We start from the raw sequence: 17,095 nt of genomic DNA, 5'->3' as shown, positions 1-17,095 counted from the left end.
GTTGCGCCGAACGAATGAAAGATGAACGCTGTTCACGTTTGATGGTTGTGGGTGGACCGCCCGGTTCGTAGCTTGTGGCGCATGATCCGCTCGCTCGGCGCCGCCTGCGCGCTGTCGCTGGTCGCGTTCCCGCTCCCGCTCGCGCACGCCGCACCGCCGCCCGCCGAGGTCGCCCGCGCCGCAGCGCTCGACGTGCCCCGCGCCGATGCACTCGCCGACGTCCCCGGCGCCGCAGCACCAGCGGACCCGCCCGGCGCCGCGGCGCCCGCCGACGCCGCCGCCCGCACCCTCACCCTCGTGCCGTCCGCGAACGGGGCGTCCTACCGCGACGGGCACGGCCGGGAGGTCGTGCTGCGCGGCTTCAACATTTCCGGCGAGGTCAAGCTCGCCGAGAACGGCAACCTGCCCTTCGCCGACACCGCGGACGCCCGCGAATCGGCCACCGCGCTGCGCGAGAGCACCGGCGCCAACGCCGTCCGCTTCCTGCTGTCCTGGGAGCGGGTGCAGCCCGCCCCGGACCGCATCGACCATGACTACCTGCGCCAGGTCACCGAGCAGATCGCCGCGTTCGCGGACGCCGGGTTCTGGGTGCTGCCCGACTACCACCAGGACCTCTACTCCCGGCACCTGTTCCGCCCGGACAGCTGGTACACCGGAGACGGCGCACCGGACTGGGTCGTCGACGGCGGCGACTACCCGCCGGAGAGCTGCGGGATCTGCGTCCACTGGGGGCAGAACATGATGAACAACCAGGCGGTGAAGCAGGCCAAGGCCGACTTCTGGCACGACCGCCGCATCCCCACGGAGGCAGGCCCGGTCGGTGTGCGGGAAGCGTTCCTGGACCAGGCCGAGATCACGCTGCGCCACCTGGCCACCCACCTCACCCCGGCCCAGTTCCAGCGCGTCCTGGGCTTCGACCCGATGAACGAGCCGCACGCCGGGGAGCTCGACGACGGCCAGGACGCCGCCGAATGGGAACGCGACCTGCTGTGGCCGTTCTTCGAGGAGTTCCGGGCCGCGATGGACCGCGCCGGCTGGCAGGACAAACCCGCCTACGTCGAACCCGCGCTGTTCTGGAACAACAACGTGCCGTTCGTGCGGGAGCCGGGCGGGTTCACCGAGCTCGACGCGCTCGGCACCCGGTACGTGTTCAACGCGCACTTCTACCACGCCCTCGCCCAATCCGGGCTGTACGGGAAGGCGCGGGACGGGGAGAACTCCGCGGACTTCGCCGAGATCCGGGACCGCGCCGCCGACCTCGGCACCACCGGGTTCGTCTCCGAGTTCGGGCATCCGCTCGGCGGGAACACCGCCGAGAAGTTCCCGACCGTCCTCAAAGGTCTCTACCAGGGCATGGACTCCCGGCTGCCCGGCGCGGACTGGTGGCAGCGGCCCGCCGAATCCGGACCGGTGCTCTCCGGAACCCAGTGGCAGTGGGACGTCTACCACGGCAGGCACCACGAGGAGATGAACGGGAACCCGGACAAGGTGCGGACCGATGCCGACGGGTGGAACGGCGAGGACTTCTCCGTGGTGCACCGCGACGACACCGGAACCCTGGGGCTGCGCGCCGATCCCCGTGTGCTGGACCGGGTGTACCCGCGCGCGGTGGACGGCAGCACGCTCGCGTTCAGCTACGAGGACCGCTCCCGCGACGGGGACACCACCCTCACCTGGAACCGGATCCCCGCCGAGCTGCCCGCGCTGCGCGAGGTCGTCGGCGACGGGCAGTTCGGCGTGCTCGTCTGGCGGGACGGGCCGGGCGCGGCGCCGACCGAACTGCACCTGCCGGCGACCTTCGGCGAGCGCGCCACCACCGTGCTCTCCGACCTCGACGCGGACGCCGTTCACCGCACGGAGGACTCCCGGCTGCTGCTGTCGGCGCCCGACGACCCGGGCGCGGTGCACGTCGCGCTCATCGCCAACGGCCCCGGCGCTCCCGCCCCCGACCGGCTCGCCGCGGCGCGGGCGGAACTCACCGGCTGGCTCCAGCACAACTTCCCCGGCTGAGCCGCGCGCCCGGCCGCGGACCCGCGTGCCGCGCGCCCGTGAGCCGCGTACCCGTGTGCCGCGTACGTGCGAGCCGCGCACCCGCGAGGTGCGCGGCCCGCCGCGGTCACGCCGCGCCGATCTCCGCGGCGATCGCCTTCCCGAGATCCGCGGTGCTCGCCGTCCCGCCCAGGTCCGGAGTGCGCACCGCGCCCGCCCCCAGCACCGACTCGATCGCCCGCACCACGTCCGCGGCAGCGTCCTGCTCGCCGAGGTGGTCCAGCATCATCGCCGCCGACCAGATCTGCCCGATCGGATTCGCCACCCCGCGCCCCGCGATGTCCGGCGCCGAACCGTGCACCGGCTCGAACGTCGACGGGAACCGCCGCTCCGGGTTGATGTTCCCCGACGGCGCCACGCCGATCGTGCCGGTCACCCCCGGCCCCAGGTCGGAGAGGATGTCGCCGAACAGGTTGCTCGCCACCACCACGTCGAACCGCTCCGGCGACATCACGAACCGGGCGCACAGGATGTCGATGTGGTCCTGGTCCACCGCCACCTGCGGGTGCTCCGCCGCGATCGCCCGGAACCGCTCGTCCCAGTACGGCATCGAGTGGTAGATCCCGTTCGACTTCGTCCCCGACGTGACGTGCGGTTTCCCGATCCGCTCGGCGAACTCGAAGGCGTAGCGCAGGATCCGGTCGGTGCCGTGCCGGGTGAACACCGCCGTCTGCAGCACCATCTCCGCCGGGGTGCCCTCGCCCTGGCGCCCGCCGAGCCGCGAGTACTCGCCCTCGGTGTTCTCCCGCACCACCCAGAAGTCGATGTCGCCAGGCGCCTTGTCCCGCACCGGAGGCGTCACCCCCGGCAACAGCCGCACCGGCCGCAGGTTCACGTACTGGTCGAACTCCCGGCGGATCGGCAGCAGCAGGCCCCACAGCGACACGTGGTCCGGCACGCCCGGGTAGCCGACCGCGCCGAGCAGGATCGAATCGTGGTCGCGCAGCCGGTCGATGCCGTCCGCCGGCATCATCCGGCCCGTCTCCCGGTAGGTCTCGCAACTCCAGTCGAAGTGCCGGTAGCGGAACTCGGTGCCGTGCTCGGCGCGCACCGCGTCGAGCACGCGCAGCGCCTCCGGCATCACCTCGGTACCGATGCCGTCACCCGGCAGGACCGCGATCTCGTAGCTGGACATGCCGCCATCCAACGCGGATCTCGCGGCGGCGTCCAGGACCGGCCGCGGATCCGGAGGAGAGGGAACGCCTATCAGCCCAGCGCCAGGTCTGCGAAGCGCTGCGCGGCTGGGGTGAGCGGCACCGGGCGGTGGACCAGCGGGATCCGCAGCTCCGCCGCCGGTGCCAGGTCGAGGGCGCGGGCACCGGCGGCCCGCGCGAACTCCGCCTTCCGCAACACCTGCCGCGCCGGTTCGAGCATCGCCCGGCCCGCCTCGGCGAGCCCCGCCCTCCTGCCCAGGCGGTGGAACAGCGCCACGTCCCGCTCCAGCGCCCGCGCCGCCTGCGACAGCGAGGGCTGCGCGACGTGCGGGCGCTCGGCGGCGCGGTTGAACCCGCCCTCGTCGACGATCGTGACGAAGTGCTCCAGCTGCCGCGCCTCCACCGTGCCTCCCGTGCCGGCCTGGTCCGTGCGCATCCTCCCGCCGGAGTGCGACCGCGGCGAGGACCGGTTACCAACGGAGGATGGACCCCGGTGCCGCACTGCGGGAGATCGCGTTCCTGCTGGAGCGCGCGGACGAGCCCGCGTTCCGGGTGCGCGCGTTCCGCCGCGCCGCCGACGTCGTCGCCCGGCACGACGACCTGGAGCAGCGCACCTCGGACGGGCGGCTGACCGAGCTGCCCGGCATCGGCCGCACCACCGCGGGCGTGATCGAGCAGGCGGTGCGCGGCCGCACCCCGGACTACCTCGCGCGGCTGCGCGCGGACGCGCCCGAACCGGGGGAGGGACGCGGGTTGCGGGCCAGGCTGCGCGGGGACTGCCACACCCACTCCGACTGGTCCGACGGCGGCAGCCCGGTCGCCGAGATGGCCCGCACCGCGCGGGACCTCGGGCACGAGTGGATCGCGCTCACCGACCACTCGCCGCGGTTGACCGTCGCGCGCGGGCTGAGCGCCGAGCGGCTGCGCGCCCAGCTGGAGCTGGTGGCCGAGCTGAACGTCGAGCTCGCCCCGTTCCGGATCCGCACCGGCATCGAGGTGGACGTCCTCGACGACGGCGCGCTCGACCAGGACCCGGGGCTGCTCGCCGAGCTGGACGTGGTGGTGGCGAGCGTGCACTCCAAGCTGCGGATGCCGCGTCGGGAGATGACCCGCCGGATGTGCGCGGCGGTCGTGCACCCGCGGGTGGACGTGCTGGGGCACTGCACCGGCCGGTTGCGCTCGAAGCGGCCGCCGTCGGAGTTCGACCCGGAGGAGGTGTTCCGCGCCTGCCGCGACCACGGCGTCGCCGTCGAGATCAATTCGCGGCCGGAGCGGCTGGATCCGCCGATGGAGCTGCTCGGGCGGGCCTTCGAGCTGGGCTGCGAGTTCGCGATCGACTCCGACGCGCACGCTCCGGGCCAGCTGGACTGGCAGATCCACGGGTGCGCCCGCGCCGAGCGCTGCGGCATCCCGGCGGAACGGATCGTCAACGCGGGCTGAGGTCGTGCCGAGGCGCTGGTCGGGCGGTTTCTCCCGGCGCTCGGCAGATGCTCGCTGCGGACCGGCCCGGCCGCGCCGCAGACCGTCCGTCCTCGCCGAGGAGTGCCCGGCCTGGCTGAGGAGCGCCCTGGCTCGCCGAGGAGTGCCCGGCCTCGCCGGCGGGCCGCCGACCTGGCCGCGGCCGGTCAGGCCACCTGGAACGAACGCTTGGCCAGGCCCATCCAGTAGCCGTCGATGAGCTGCTCCGGCGGCGCCTCCGGGTCGGTCGCGGCGCCGAGGGTGACGAACAGCGGCGCGAAGTGCTCGGCCGTCGGGTGCGCGTAGGGCATCCCGGGGGCGTGGTCGGCGTAGGCGGCCAGCTCGTCCACGGCGCCGCGGGCCAGCGCCTCCCCGGCCCACAGGTCGAACTCCTGCGACCAGGTGGGCGCGGCGGCGCGCGGGCTCGGGTCGGTGAGGAACGGCAGCCCGTGCGTGGTGAACCCGGAGCCGATGATCAGCACGCCGTCGTCGCGCAATGGCCGGAGCCTGCGCCCGATCTCCAGCAGGCGGGTCGGGTCCAGGGTGGGCAGCGACATCTGCAGCACCGGGACGTCGGCGTCCGGGTACATCACGGTCAGCGGGACGTACGCCCCGTGGTCGAGCCCGCGTCGTGGCAGGTGCGCGACCGGTTCGGCGTCCGGCATCAGGGCGGCGACCCGCGCGGCGAGCTCCGGGGCGCCCGGGCTGCGGTACTCGGTGCGGTAGTAGCGCTCGGCGAAGCCGGTGAAGTCGTAGGTCAGCGGCACCCCGGTGTCGGTGGCGCCGAGCATCAGCGGCGCGGACTCCCAGTGCGCGGAGATCACCAGGATGGCGCGCGGGTGCGGCAGGGCGGCGCTCCACCCGGCCAGCTGGCCGGTCCACAGCTCGTCGTCGACCAGCGGTGGCGCTCCGTGGCTGAGGTAGAGGGCAGGCATCGGCCCGGGGTGCGCTGCGGTCATCGCCTACTCCTTTGATTGAAGCTTCAAATATTAGGATAGGCAAAGCCGCAGGTCGACTCAACCGGTCTGGTTAGACTGGTCCGGTGGACGAGCCGCGCTGGTTGACCGACGAAGAGCAGCAGGCATGGCGCCAGCTCGCGATGCTCATGACCCTGCTGCCGCCCGCGCTCGACTCCCAGCTGCAGCGCGACTCCGGTGTCACGCACTTCGGCTACTGGGTGATGGCGATGCTCTCCGAACGCCCCGACCGGTCGCTGCGGATGAGCGACCTCGCCGCCCGCGCCAGCGCCTCGCCGTCCCGCGTCTCGCACGTGGTGGCGCGGCTGGAGAAGAACGGCTGGGTGCGCCGCGCCCGCTCGGACCGGGACGGCCGCAGCAACCTCGCCGAGCTCACCGATGCCGGGTACCGCAAGGTCGTCGAAGCCGCGCCCGGGCACGTCGAACGGGTCCGCGACCTGGTGCTCGACGCGCTCACCGGCCCGCAGGTCCAGCAGATGGGGGAGATCTGCGGCGCGATGCTCCGCCGCATCGACCCGGACGGCCACAGGGGTACCCGCCCCCTCACCGACTGACCGCGGAGGGCCTGCGCCCGAAGGACGCCGGAGCCTGCCGGCGGAAGATCGAAAATGCGTGGGTTCGGCTTGGCGGGCCGCAGGTTCTTGAGCACCTCGCGGTGGAGCTCCGTGGTGTTCGTTCGCGGCGGCCACCCGTTGCAGATGGCGGTGGCCGGGGTGGGGCCGGACGGAGACCTCGAACGAGCTTGAGGTGCGGGACCGGTCGCGGGCCGGAGTGATGCGCCCGCGGAGGCATCGTCGTCCGGCGCGTCGGGTGCGGGCGCGCGGGCCGCCGGGTTTCGGCGGGCCGCACGCCCGCGGTGGATCAGGTGGTCGAGGCGGCCTCCGCGGAATCGGCGAACTGGGTGCGGTACAGCTCCGCGTAGAGGCCGTCGCGGGCGAGCAGATCGGCATGGGTGCCCTGCTCGGCGATGCGGCCACCGGAGATCACCAGGATCCGGTCCGCCTCGCGGATCGTGGAGAGCCGGTGCGCGATCACCAACGCGGTCCGCCCGGCCAGCGCCGTGGACAGCGCCCGCTGCACCGCCGCCTCCGACTCCGAATCCAGGTGCGCGGTGGCCTCGTCCAGCACCACCACCGGCGGTGCCTTCAGCAGCAACCGCGCGATCGCCAGCCGCTGCTTTTCCCCGCCGGAGAGCCGGTAGCCGCGGTCGCCGACCACCGTGTCCAGCCCGTCCGGCAGGTCGGCCACCAGATCCTGCAGCTGCGCGGTGCGCAGCGCGGCCAGCAGGTCGGCGTCGGACGCCCCGGGCCGCGCGTAGGCCAGGTTCGCGCGGATCGTGTCGTGGAACAGGTGCGCGTCCTGGGTGACCACGCCGACCGTCGAGTACAGCGAACGCAGCGCCACGTCCCGCACGTCGTGCCCGCCGACCCGGACGCTGCCCGCGTCGACGTCATAGAGCCGTCCCGCGAGGTGCGTGATCGTCGTCTTCCCCGCGCCGGAATGCCCCACCAGGGCGATGGTCTGGCCCGGCTCGGCGCGGAAGCTGATGTCGTGCAGCACCTCGTGCGCCGGGGCGCTCTCCGGGCGCGCCACCGACTCCAGCGAGGCCAGCGACACCTCCGCGGAGGCCGGGTAGCGGAACGACACCCCGTCGAACTCGACGGCCGCCGGCTCGGTCCGGGAGTCGAGCACCACCGCGTCCGGCTTCTCCTCGACCATCGGCCGCAGGTCCAGCACCTCGAAGACCCGGTCGAAGCTGACCAGCGCCGTCATCACGTCCACGTGCACGTTGGACAGCGCGGTCAGCGGGCCGTAGAGCCTGCTCAGCAGCGTCGCCAGCGCCACCAGCGTGCCCAGCTCGAACGCCCCGGAGATCACCAGCCCGCCGCCGAGCCCGTACACCACGGCCGTGGCCAGCGAGGCCAGCAGGGTCAGCGCCACGAAGAACACCCGGCTGTACATCGCCGAGACCACGCCCAGGTCGCGGACCCGCGCCGCCCGGGAGGAGAACATCCCGGCCTCCTCGTCGGCCCGGCCGTAGAGCTTCGCCAGCATCGCGCCGCCGACGCCGAAGCGCTCCGTCATCAGCGAGCTCAGCTCGGCGTCGGTCTTCATCTGCTCGCGGGTGATCCGCTGCAACCGGCGGCCGACCCAGCGCACCGGCAGCAGGAACAGCGGCAGCAGCGCCAGCGCGATCAGCGTGATCTGCCAGGACAGCGTGAACATCGTCGCCAGCACCAGCACCAGGCTCAGCACGTTCGACACCACCGAGGACAGGGTGCTGGTCAGCGCGCGCTGGGCGCCGATCACGTCGGTGTTGAGCCTGCTGACCAGCGATCCGGTCTGCGCCCGCACGAAGAACGCGACCGGCATCCGCTGCACGTGGTCGAACACCTCGGAGCGCAGGTCGTAGATGAGGCCTTCGCCGAGCTTCGCGGAGTACCAGCGCTGCAGCAGCGACATCCCGGCCTCCAGCACCGCGACCAGGGCGACGGCCAGCGCCAGCCACAGCACCACGCCCGGGTTCCGCGGCAGGATGCCGTGGTCGATGATCGCCTTGAACAGTAGCGGGGTCACCACGCCGAGCACGGCGGCCGCGGCGACCAGCACCAGGAACGGGACGATGTCGCGCAGGTACGGGCGGGCGTAGCGCGCGATCCGCCTGGCGAGCCCGGGTGCCAGGCGCTGCCTGGTCACCGAGTCGTCGCTGGCGAAGGAGCGCATCGTCTCCCAGCTGGTCATGTGGTGGTTCCTCTCGGTGTGGCGGCTCCGCCGGCCGGTTCGGGTCGGTCGCGGAGCCGGTGCGGTGCGCGGCCGGTGCGGGCGGCGTCCTGGGACGGGACCGCGGTGCGGGCCGGGCGCGGCGCCGTTCGTGGTGGGTCGGCGCCGATCGTGCTAGTTCGCGTTAACTCGAAGTCAAACGCCCGGGAGCGGCCGGGTGTTCCGGAGCGCCCCGCCGCCGGTGCCGCGAGCGCCCGCTTTCGGAGGGGAAGTCGTTCCGCGTCAAGGGGTTTCCGACGCCGGACCACTGATGACCACTCGAACGAGCGAAGTCGGGTCGGCTTGATCACAGCGAACATCGCGCTTCTGGAGGATCTTGGCCCGGACCGGGAACGATTACGCTGTGTCCCGGGTTGGAAACGCTGCGGAGTCGTCGTCGCGAGGGTGTTTCCCGGGGGAAACCGAGTCACTGGGGTGTTCATGCCGATCCACGAGGGCGCGGTGAACGGCGGCCGGTCGCGCCGGCTGCCGCGAGCCGTCCTGACCACGTCACCGGACCCGCCGGACGAGGAAGGTCCGGACGCCCGGGCGCCGGATCCGCGCGCGGAACGCGCGTCCCGGGAACGGGCCACCCGCACCGGCCGCATCCCGCTGCGGCTGGCCGACCGCTACTTCCTGGTGGCGCACACTGGCACCGACCGGCTCGCCGCGCGGGTGGACCCCAAGCTGGTCGCGCTCGGTTGCGCGGGCGGCCTGCTCGCCGAACTGCTGCTGGAAGACGAGATCGGCGTGCTGCCCACCGTCCGCCCGGCGGGCAAGGGCATGCCGCCGGACTTCCTGTCCTGGTCGGTGCTGCGCGAGATCCGCTCCGAGCCGCAGCACTCGGTGCGCACCTGGATCCAGTACCTGTCCGGCACGGCGACCGAGAAGGTCCGCGCCCGCCTCACCATCATCGACGTGGTCCGCGAGGTGCCGGTCACCGCCGGGTGGCGCGCCGGGCCCGCGGTCGCCTGGCGCCCGGTCCGGCTCGACCAGCGCGACCCGGCGGAGGCGGTGGTGGACACGTTCGCGCACGAGGAATCCGCCGCGATCCGCTCCGGGATGATCACCGTCCCGGACGCCCAGGCCGAGGTCGCGCTGGCCCTGCTGGTCACCGGCACCGGCGTCACCGGCCGGCTCGGCCTGCCCCGCCCCGTGCAGCGCCGCGCGGAGCAGCGGGCCGAGCAGTGGCTGCCCCGGCTGCCCGCGGGCCTGCGCACCGTCGTCGCGGAGGTGACCGCCGCCCGCGAGCAGTGGGCCATGACCCCGCGGAGATGAACGCGGTACCCCGGAAGCGGATCCGCGGCCCGGCGCACCGACCCGACAGCGGGACCGCGGAGCCCGCACCGGCACCCGCACCGAGGCGGGGAGAGCACCCGCACGGCGGCAACGAGTTCCCCGCCGCGCCGGGGAAGGCCTGCACCGCTGCAGGCGAGTTCCCGGCCGCGGCAGCCGAGTTCCGCACCGCAGCGGCTCCGGTACCACGTCCGAACACCGGACGCCCGCGGGGCACCGCGGACGACCCGACCCACCCCGACCAGCGAGGAGAACCGACCGTGCCACCGTCCACCCTGCCCAGATCGGCGGAGCGATCACCCCGCCCGGGACCGGTGGCGAACTCGCTCGCCGCCTCCCGCCTCGGCATGTGGTCGATCATCTTCTTCACCGTCGCCGCGGCGGCCCCGGAGACCGTCGTCGGCGGGGGAGCGGTCAGCGGGTTCGCCGTCTCGGGCGTGAACGGCATCCCCGTCGGTTATCTGGCGGTCGCGGTCGTCCTCGGCCTGTTCGCCGTCGGCTACGTGGCGATGTCCCGGCACGTGGAGAACGCGGGGGCGTTCTACGCCTACATCGCGAAGGGGCTCGGCCGGACCAGCGGCACCGCAGCGGGCGGGGTCGCCGTGCTCGCCTACGCGATGGTGCAGGTCAGCCTGGTCGGCGGTTGCGGGGTGGGGGCGGCCGACTTCCTGCACCAGGCCGGTGGGCCCGCGCTGCCGTGGTGGGTGTTCTCCGGGGTGGGCACCGGGCTCGTCGCGGTGCTCGGGGTGCTGCGCATCGACGTCAACGGGCGCGTGCTGGGCGTGCTGCTGCTCGCCGAGATCGCGATGATCCTGCTCTACGACCTGGCGTTCGTCACCGACCCCGCCGAGCCGGGGGTCACGCTGACCACCTTGAACCCGCTGCAGCTGGGCACCGCCGCGGCCGGGGTGATCCTGGTGATCGCCTTCACCGGGTTCATCGGCTTCGAGAACTCCACGGTGCTCGCGGAGGAGGCCCGCGACCCGCGGACCGTCGGGCGCGCCACCTACCTGTCGCTGGCGCTGATCGGCGGGATCTACGGGCTCTCCACCTGGGCGCTGACCGTGGCCACCGGACCGGACCGGATCGTGGCCGCCGCCGGGGAGCACTCCACCGAGCTGATGTTCGTGCTCGCCGCCGAGCGGCTGCCGGCCGCGCTGGTCACGCTCGGGTCCGCGCTGTACGTGACGAGCCTGTTCGCGGGCATGCTGTCGTTCCACCACGTGTGTGCCCGCTACCTGTTCGCCCTCGGCCGGGAGGGCATCGGGCCGCGCGCGCTCGGGGTCACCAGCCCGCGCACCTCGGCGCCCACCGCGGGATCGGTGACGCAGAGCGTCATCACCGCGCTGGTGATCGCGCTGTTCGCGGTGACCGGGTGGGACCCGATCGTCCACCTGTTCTTCTGGGGTGCGTCCGGTGGAGCGCTCGGCGTGCTGTGCCTGGTCACCGCCACCTCGTTCGCCGTCGTCGGCTACTTCCTGCGGGTGCCGGGGCACGGGTGCGGGCGGTGGCGGACGTTGCTGGCGCCGGGCATCGCGGCGGTGGTGCTCACCGGGATCCTGGTCCTGACCCTGCACTCCTTCGGCACGGTGCTGGGCCTGCCGCCGGGTTCCGCGGCGGCGTGGGCGCTGCCCGGCGCGTACCTGGCGGTCGCGCTGGCCGGGTTCTGCTGGGGCGCGGTGCTGCGGGTGCGCCGGCCGGATGCCTACGCGCGGATCGGCATGGGAGCGCGATCCGCCACGATCGATCGAGCCGAGGAGCCGGGCGATGCGAACTGACCTCGACCTGCCCGTCCGGACGCTGGTCAGCGCGTTCGTCCACGACGCGGTCTCCTGCTGGCTGGTGCCCGATCCCGCGCGGCGCAGACCGCTGTACGAAGCGTGGTTCGAGCTGACCGTCGCGCACGCCGAACGCACGGGTGCCGTGGTCACCACGGGTTCGGCGGTGCAGGTGTGGTTCCGCGGCGACGGGCGGGAGCCGCCCAAGACGCTGGATGACGAGGGGGAACGGCGGCTCCACGAGCTGCTCGGGCCCTTCGCCGACCGGTTCGCGACCTTCGGCGAGCTCACCGGGGAGCGGCACCCGCTGGTCGCGCACTGGTACCTGTCGCTGATCGGCGTCCCGCCGCACCGGCAGCGCGCCGGAGCGGGCACGGCCGCGCTGGCCGCGAGCCTGCGCGAGTGCGACCGGGCCGGGCTGCCCACGTACCTGGAGGCGAGCAGCACCGCCAGCCGCGCGCTGTACCAGCGGCTGGGCTTCGCCGACCTGGGCACGCCGATCGAACTGCCCGGCGGTCCGCTGCTGCACCCGATGTGGCGAGCGGTGGCCGGTCGGTGAGGTGCGCCGGGGTCAGGTCTGGGACTCGGCCCCGACGTAGTCGAAGTCCCAGGTTCCGGTGTGCTTCGAGCCGGACCGCTCGTACACCAGCAGCGGCGGTGGTGCGGTCGCGCGGCGCTGCTCCGGGACGCGGACGGGCACGGTGATGCGCGGAACGGGGTGGCCGGTGGGATCGGCGGGGACGCTGACCTCGCGGCCGTCCTCGGGCCCGCCGCGCAACCGGGCGCGGACTTGATCCACTGCAGTGACTCCCTTCGCCGACTCCTGACGGCAACCGGTTCCGACTCCGGTCCGGCCCGTCCGGTTCCCGAACTCACCGGATCGAGGGATCTTCGGTTTCGGGGGCCGGGGGGTGGAGCGGGCCCGGCCGGGTGCCGCGCGGTCACCGTCGTCACCGGTGTGGTGACCGAGCGTACTCCGATCCGGTTGCCGGAGGGTTGCGATCCGGCGGCGGCCCCCGTGCCCGCGACGTCCGGTTTTCCCCATCGCCCGGGGGAAAACGCGCGGCGGTGCGGGATGCCGGGCGGTGGTCAGGTGTAGAGGGGCGCGAGCAGCGCGGCCGTCTCGACCAACCGGTCCGCGTGCGCCAGCAGCGCCTCCTTCGGGGTCTGGAAGGTGATCGTCGAGATGCTCACCCCGCCGACCGGCCGGCCCGCGCGGTCCAGCATCGGGGCGGCGAGGCAGCGGATGGTCGGCTCGTTCTCCTCGTCGTCGAGCGCGCAGCCGTCGGCCCGCACCCGGGCCAGCTCCTGCTCCAGCACGGCGGGATCGGTGGTGGTGCGCTCGGTGCGGGCGGTGAGGTCTCGCAGCAGCGGCGCCCGTTCGTCCGCGGGCAGGTGGGCGAGGACGGCCTTGCCGATGGCGGTGCAGTGCAGCGGCAGCACGCCGCCGATCCGGGACGCCATCCGGTACGGCCCGGGACTGTCCACCTTGCGCACGTAGATGGCGTGATCGCCGCTGCGCAGCGCCACGTGCACCGTCTGCTGGACCTCGGACTGGAACCGGCGCAGCACGGTGTCGCCGCCCGTGTCCTCGGCGGAGGCGATGGTGGCGGACAGCGCGTAGGCGCGGGGGCCGAGGCCGTAGGCGCCGTCGCCGTCGCTGACGACGTACCCGGCGCCGCTGAGCCCGCTGAGGATGCGGTGCGTGCTGGGTTTGGCGATGCCGGTGTCGGCGGCGATCTCGCCGAGCCGGTGCGGGCCGCCGGTGCGGGCCACTGCTTCGAGCACGCGCAGCGTGCGCAGTGCGCTGCCTTCGGTGGCGCCGGAGCTCATAGGTGCTGCACCGCTTCCTCGGCCGTTGATTTTCCGGTGATCTCCCCCTTACGCTACCGTTCGCATCAGCAGAACGGTATTCCGCGGAACGGAACGACTCCGTCGGGCGCGGGAACCGGGCGGCTCGAGGAGGAGCGATGACCGGGCGAACCGAGGCCGCGACCGGGGCGGCCCGCCCCCGCGGCCGCGCGCACAACCTGCGGTGGGGCATGGCGCTGCTGTGCTTCGTCGGCCTCTCGGTGAACTACGTGGACCGCTCCGCGCTGAGCGTGGCGCTGCCGTCGATGAACCACGACCTGGGCTTCGACCCGAGCGTGCAGGGGCTGGTGCTCGGCACGTTCTTCCTGGCGTACGCGGGTTTCCAGCTCCCCGCCGGCGCCCTCATCGACCGGATCGGGGCGAAGCGCGCGTTCGCGCTCGGCGCCCTGGTGTGGGGCGTGGCGACGATGCTCACCGGCCTGGTCACCGGGCTGCTGTCGTTGCTGGTGTTCCGCTTCCTGCTGGGCATCGGCGAGTCCACCGGCTACCCGGGTTCGGCGAAGGTCGTGTCCCGCTGGTTCCCGCGCCGCGAGCGCGCCTTCGCCAACAGCATCTGGGACAACGGCGCGCGGGCGGGCACCGCGGTGGCGCTGCCGGTGGTGACCGCGATCATCGCCTGGGAGGGCTGGCGGGCCGCGTTCCTCGTCGTCGGCGTCCTCGCCCTGCTGTGGGCGGGGTGGTGGTGGCTGTCCTACCACGAACCGGAGGACCACCCGCGGGTGACGGAGGAGGAGCTGGCCTACATCCGGGCGGGCGGCGCGCGCGAGGAGTCCACATCGGACGACGGGCCGAAGGTGCGCTGGCGCGACCTGTTCCGGTACCGCACGGTGTGGGCGATGATGCTGGGCTTCTTCTGCCTGAACTACATCATCTTCTTCTTCATCACCTGGTTCCCGAGCTACCTGGTGCAGGCGCGCGGTTTCGACCTGCTGGAGCTGGGCACGGTGGGTGCGATCCCCGGCGTGGTGGCGATCGGCGGCAGCCTGCTCGGCGGCTGGGCGTCGGATTCGCTGGTGCGGCGCGGCTGGAGCCTCACCCGGGCCCGCAAGACCTGCCTGATCCCGGGCATGCTGCTGAGTTCCGTGATCGCGCTGGCGGTGGTGGTGCCGAACGCGGCGACCGCGGTGGTGCTGCTGTCGATCTCCTACGCGAGCCTGGCGTTCAGCGCGGCGTCGGTGGCGTCGCTGCCCGCGGACGTGGCGCCGCAGCCCGGGCAGGTGTCCTCGCTGGCGGGCATCCAGAACTGCGCGTCGAACATCGCCGGGTTCGTCGGCCCGATCGTCACCGGCGTGCTGCAGACGGCGACCGGCGGATCGTTCGTGGCGCCGCTGGTGCTGTCCGGGGTGCTGGGCCTGGTGGGCGCGTTCTCCTACGGGGTGCTGATCCGCAAGGTGGAGCCGCTGCCGGTCCGCACGTGAGTCCGCGGCGGACTTCCCCGGACGGGGGCGCGGAAACGAGGAGCTGACGGAGTGGAGGAGTGGTGAGCGAACGAGCCGCCGTGCTGCACGGCGCCCGGGACCTGCGGGTGGAACAGGTGGAGCCGGAGCCGCTGCGGCCCGGTGCGGTGCGGGTGGCGGTGCGCGCCACCGGGTTGTGCGGCAGCGACCTGCACTACTACGCCGACGGCCGCAACGGGTCGAACGTGCTGCGCTCGCCCACGGTGCTGGGGCACGAGGCCTCCGGGGTGGTCGTCGAACTCGGCGAGGGCGTCGACGCGGGACTGCTCGGCGCATCCGTCGCGGTCGAACCGGCGCGCCCGTGCCGCCGCTGCCCGACCTGCGCGGCGGGCCGCTACAACCTGTGCCCGTCGGGGCGCTGCTTCGGTTCGCCGCCGGTGCACGGCACGATCCGCGGCACGCTGGTGGTGGACGCGGAACTGGTGCACCGGGTGCCAGCCGGGACCGATCCGGCGGTGGCCGCGCTGGTCGAACCCCTCGCGGTGGCCTGCTGGGCGGTGCGCCGCGCCGGGGTGTTCAGCGGCGCCTCGGTGCTGGTCACGGGAGCGGGTCCGATCGGGCAGCTCGCGGTCGCGGCGGCCCGCGCCGCCGGCGCCGCGCGGATCGTGCTCACCGACGTCGATCGGCGGCGGCTCGACCTCGCCGCCGGGGCCGGAGCGGACGAGGTGTTGGACACCGGCACCGTCCACCCCGAGCCGGGTGCCTTCGACCAGCAGCTGGAGTGCTCCGGTGCGCCGGAGGCGGTGCGCCTGGACGCGCTGGTTCCCGGCGGGGTCGTCGCCCTGGTCGGGATCCCCGCGAACCGGCCCGCGGCGCCCGACCTGCTGGCGGCGGCGCAGCGCTGGGAGATCGACGTGCGCGGCTGCTTCCGCTACGGACCGGGAGCGTTCGCCGCCGCCGCGGCGCTGCTGCGCTCCGGGCGGGCCGACCTGGAGCGGATGGTCACCGCCCGGTTCCCGCTCGCCGAAGCCGATCGGGCGCTGCGCACCGCACTGACCGAACGCGATCATCTGAAGATCGCCGTGCTCGCCGAGGAGACCCCGTGAAGATCACCGCCGCCGACGTCGTCGTCACCTGCCCCGGCCGCAACTACGTCACGCTGAAGATCACCACCGAGGACGGGCTGACCGGGCTCGGCGACGCCACGCTCAACGGGCGCGAGCTCGCCGTCGCCTCCTACCTGCGCGACCACGTGTGCCCGCTGCTGATCGGGCGGGATTCGGGGCGCATCAACGACATCTGGCAGTACCTGTACCGCGGTGCCTACTGGCGGCGCGGGCCGGTGACGATGACCGCGATCGCCGCCGTCGACGTCGCGCTGTGGGACCTGCTCGGCAAGGAGACCGGGCTGCCGGTGCACCGGTTGCTCGGCGGCGCCGCGCGCGAGGGCGTGATGATCTACGGGCACGCCAGCGGGCAGAGCGTCGAGGAGCTGCTCGACGACGTCGCCGCCTACCGGGAGCGCGGGTACCGGGCGATCCGGGTGCAGGCCGCCGTGCCCGGCCTGGAGAGCACCTACGGGCTGCACCACCCGGGGACCGGTTCCACCTACGAACCGGCGGACGCGGCGATGCCCTCGGACAACGTGTGGCACACCCCGGCGTACCTGGAGTTCGCGCCGGAGCTGATGCGCGCCGTGCGGGAGCGGTTCGGCTACGACTTCCACCTGCTGCACGACGTGCACCACCGGCTCTCGCCGCTGGAGGCCGCGCAGCTGGGCAAGTCGCTGGAGCCGTACCGGATGTTCTGGATCGAGGACCCCACCCCGGCCGAGGACCAGGAGGCGTTCCGCACGATCCGGCAGCACACCACCACCCCGATCGCGGTCGGCGAGGTGTTCAACTCGATCTGGGACTGCAAGCACCTGATCAGCGAGCGGTTGATCGACTACATCCGCACCTCGGTGTCGCACACCGGCGGGATCACCCACCTGCGGCAGGTGTTCGAGCTGGCGGCGCTGCACGGGGTGCGCACCGGTTCGCACGGCGCGGGTGACCTGTCGCCGGTGTCGTTCGCCGCCGCGCTGCACCTGGACCTGACGGTGCCGAACTTCGGCGTGCAGGAGTACATGGGTCACCTGGATCCGGCGGGTGAGGTGTTCAAGGTGAACTACTCGTTCCGGGACGGCTACATGCATCCCGGCGACGCCCCCGGCCTCGGCGTGGAGCTCGACGAGGAGGCCGCGGCCCGCTACCCGTACTCGCCGAAGTACCTGCCGGTGAACCGGTTGCGGGACGGCTCGATGCACGACTGGTGAGCGTGGTGGAATCGGTGATCACCCGGCGCCGCCGGGC

General features: G+C 73.4%; 15 protein-coding genes. 9 read left to right on the top strand and 6 right to left on the bottom strand.

What is annotated here, in order from left to right; translation table 11 throughout:
• The first annotated feature begins 81 nt into the window (after positions 1–81).
• Positions 82–2,010, top strand: coding sequence for a glycoside hydrolase family 5 protein (locus tag H1226_RS14270; RefSeq protein ID WP_258341147.1), 1,929 nt, complete (start codon positions 82–84; stop codon positions 2,008–2,010).
• Positions 2,011–2,116: 106 nt separating this feature from the next.
• Here the strand turns inward: H1226_RS14270 and H1226_RS14265 are convergent, their stop codons facing one another.
• Together H1226_RS14265 and H1226_RS14260 are read right to left on the bottom strand one after the other, a co-directional pair.
• Positions 2,117–3,184, bottom strand: coding sequence for a tartrate dehydrogenase (locus H1226_RS14265; protein ID WP_258341146.1), 1,068 nt, complete (start codon positions 3,182–3,184; stop codon positions 2,117–2,119).
• Between the two features lie 71 nt (positions 3,185–3,255).
• Positions 3,256–3,606, bottom strand: coding sequence for a LysR family transcriptional regulator (locus H1226_RS14260; protein ID WP_258341145.1), 351 nt, complete (start codon positions 3,604–3,606; stop codon positions 3,256–3,258).
• 80 nt (positions 3,607–3,686) lie between these two features.
• Between H1226_RS14260 and H1226_RS14255 the strand changes: the two genes are divergently transcribed.
• A complete protein-coding gene (locus H1226_RS14255) occupies positions 3,687–4,643 on the top strand; it encodes a PHP domain-containing protein (protein WP_258341144.1) in 957 nt (318 codons plus the stop codon).
• Between the two features lie 185 nt (positions 4,644–4,828).
• Here the strand turns inward: H1226_RS14255 and H1226_RS14250 are convergent, their stop codons facing one another.
• Positions 4,829–5,620, bottom strand: a complete 792-nt coding sequence (locus H1226_RS14250; protein ID WP_258341143.1) for a dioxygenase family protein — start codon at positions 5,618–5,620, stop codon at positions 4,829–4,831.
• 83 nt (positions 5,621–5,703) lie between these two features.
• Here H1226_RS14250 and H1226_RS14245 point away from each other — a divergent pair, with 83 nt between their 5' ends.
• Positions 5,704–6,192 carry a MarR family winged helix-turn-helix transcriptional regulator gene (locus H1226_RS14245; RefSeq protein ID WP_258341142.1) on the top strand — a complete coding sequence of 163 codons (489 nt, stop codon included), beginning with the start codon at positions 5,704–5,706 and terminating at the stop codon, positions 6,190–6,192.
• Between the two features lie 307 nt (positions 6,193–6,499).
• Here the strand turns inward: H1226_RS14245 and H1226_RS14240 are convergent, their stop codons facing one another.
• Positions 6,500–8,380, bottom strand: a complete 1,881-nt coding sequence (locus tag H1226_RS14240; protein WP_258341141.1) for an ABC transporter ATP-binding protein — start codon at positions 8,378–8,380, stop codon at positions 6,500–6,502.
• 459 nt (positions 8,381–8,839) lie between these two features.
• On the opposite strand from H1226_RS14240, the gene H1226_RS14235 reads away from it, so the two are divergent.
• The 3 genes from H1226_RS14235 (at position 8,840) to H1226_RS14225 (ending at position 12,031) form a co-directional block, all read left to right on the top strand.
• A complete protein-coding gene (locus tag H1226_RS14235) occupies positions 8,840–9,676 on the top strand; it encodes a GPP34 family phosphoprotein (protein WP_258341140.1) in 837 nt (278 codons plus the stop codon).
• A gap of 278 nt (positions 9,677–9,954) precedes the next feature.
• On the top strand, positions 9,955–11,472 hold the full coding sequence (locus H1226_RS14230; protein ID WP_258341139.1) for an APC family permease: 1,518 nt from the start codon (positions 9,955–9,957) through the stop codon (positions 11,470–11,472).
• The gene (locus H1226_RS14225; protein ID WP_224978288.1) at positions 11,462–12,031 is read left to right on the top strand and encodes a GNAT family N-acetyltransferase; all 570 of its coding nucleotides are present in this window, start codon (positions 11,462–11,464) and stop codon (positions 12,029–12,031) included. Before H1226_RS14230 ends, H1226_RS14225 begins: the two co-directional genes overlap by 11 nt.
• 12 nt (positions 12,032–12,043) lie before the next feature.
• Here H1226_RS14225 and H1226_RS14220 read toward each other — a convergent pair whose 3' ends face one another.
• Complete coding sequence (locus H1226_RS14220; RefSeq protein ID WP_224962814.1) at positions 12,044–12,271, bottom strand: hypothetical protein; 228 nt, start codon at positions 12,269–12,271, stop codon at positions 12,044–12,046.
• Positions 12,272–12,561: 290 nt separating this feature from the next.
• Complete coding sequence (locus H1226_RS14215; RefSeq protein WP_224962816.1) at positions 12,562–13,305, bottom strand: IclR family transcriptional regulator; 744 nt, start codon at positions 13,303–13,305, stop codon at positions 12,562–12,564.
• Positions 13,306–13,442: 137 nt separating this feature from the next.
• Here H1226_RS14215 and H1226_RS14210 point away from each other — a divergent pair, with 137 nt between their 5' ends.
• From H1226_RS14210 to manD, 3 genes are all read left to right on the top strand, one after another.
• Positions 13,443–14,762: an MFS transporter gene (locus H1226_RS14210; RefSeq protein WP_258341138.1), complete on the top strand. Its 1,320-nt coding sequence runs from the start codon at positions 13,443–13,445 to the stop codon at positions 14,760–14,762.
• Positions 14,763–14,824: 62 nt separating this feature from the next.
• Positions 14,825–15,847, top strand: coding sequence for an alcohol dehydrogenase catalytic domain-containing protein (locus H1226_RS14205; RefSeq protein WP_258341137.1), 1,023 nt, complete (start codon positions 14,825–14,827; stop codon positions 15,845–15,847).
• The gene (manD, locus tag H1226_RS14200; RefSeq protein ID WP_224962821.1) at positions 15,844–17,058 is read left to right on the top strand and encodes a D-mannonate dehydratase ManD; all 1,215 of its coding nucleotides are present in this window, start codon (positions 15,844–15,846) and stop codon (positions 17,056–17,058) included. Before H1226_RS14205 ends, manD begins: the two co-directional genes overlap by 4 nt.
• Positions 17,059–17,095: the final 37 nt, after the last annotated feature.

It is taken from the genome of Saccharopolyspora gregorii (assembly GCF_024734405.1).
Taxonomy (GTDB): Bacteria; Actinomycetota; Actinomycetes; order Mycobacteriales; family Pseudonocardiaceae; genus Saccharopolyspora_C; species Saccharopolyspora_C gregorii.
This window is presented reverse-complemented; position numbering and strand designations above follow the sequence as displayed.